The sequence below is a fragment of the Neoroseomonas alkaliterrae genome (assembly GCF_014199195.1).
Classification (GTDB): domain Bacteria; phylum Pseudomonadota; class Alphaproteobacteria; order Acetobacterales; family Acetobacteraceae; genus Neoroseomonas; species Neoroseomonas alkaliterrae.
Window position 1 is genome coordinate 1 of record NZ_JACIJE010000043.1, and the last position, 1,273, is coordinate 1,273.

1 protein-coding gene is annotated in these 1,273 nt (G+C 74.2%); it reads left to right on the top strand.

Annotated features, from left to right (window positions below; translation table 11 throughout):
- Positions 1 to 180: 180 nt before the first annotated feature.
- Positions 181 to 1,273: OmpA family protein (locus tag FHS88_RS20450; RefSeq protein ID WP_246420454.1), on the top strand; the 1,093-nt coding region annotated here is incomplete at its 3' end.

Genomic DNA, 1,273 nt, shown 5'->3' on the forward strand with positions numbered 1-1,273 from the left:
CGCGGCATTCCTGCAACAGCCGTGGCGGAACCGCACCGCCCCCGCGCCAAGTCATCCCCGCTTTCCCGCGCCTGTGGATAACCTGCGCCCGCCCGCCGGCCTCGGCCGTCCGGGCAGCGCGGCGGCCCGGCGTGACCAGGCCGCACCCGCCGCGCCCCGCCGCAGGGAGACACCCGGACGATGACGCGCAGCCTCCTCGCCCCCATGGCCCTCGCCGGCGCGATGGCCCTCGCCGGCACCGCCCAGGCCCAGCGCCCCGAGGGCGTCTATCTCTCCGCCGGCCTCGGCGCGAGCTGGCTCGCCCAGACCAACGCCTCCGTCTTCCCGCCCGACAGCGCCCGCCTCGCCACCCCCTCCGACCTGATGAACCGCAAATGGGATGTCGGCCACGCCGGCACGATCGCCCTCGGCTACGGCCTGCCCTTCGGCCTGCGCGCCGAACTCGAAGGCTTCTACCGACAGAACCAGAACGGCACCGGCAGCGCCTTCACCCGCCCCGCCAGCAGCGGCATCGCCAGCACCTACGGGCTGATGGCCAACCTCCTCTTCGACATCCCCCTCGGCGGGCTCGGCCAGACGGTGCGCCCCTATCTCGGCGCCGGCTTCGGCTATGCCTGGACCGACTGGTCCTCGGTGCGCGGCGCGGCGGGCAGCGCGCGCCTCGCGCTCGACGACACCGACGGCACCTTCGCCTTCCAGGGCATCCTCGGCATGGCCTTCCCGCTGCCGGCCATCCCGGGCCTCGCCCTGACGGCCGAGTACCGCTACTTCGGCACCACCGACAACCCGATGATCGGCGGCAGGGTGAGCGACGCGGCCAGCGGCGAGAGCCGCCGCGTCAGCGTGCCGGTCGCGACCTCGAGCCACAATGCGATGATCGGCCTGCGCTACCATTTCGGCCAGGCCGCGCCCGCCCCGGCCCCGGCCTCGGTGGCACCCGCGCCGGCGCGCAGCTTCCTCGTCTTCTTCGACTGGAACCGCGCCGAGTTGACCGCCCGCGCGCGCCAGATCATCGCCGAAGCCGCGCAGGCGCGCACCACGCAGCCGATCACCCGCATCGAGGTGAACGGCCACACCGACACCTCCGGCCCGGCCCGCTACAACCAGGGCCTGTCCGAGCGCCGCGCGGCCGCCGTCGCCGCCGAGCTCGTGCGCCTCGGCGTCCCGCGCCACGAGATCGTCACCCGCGGCCTCGGCCAGACCCAGCCGCTGGTCCCGACACCGGACAACACACGCGAACCACAGAACAGGCGCGTGGAGATCATCCTGCGGT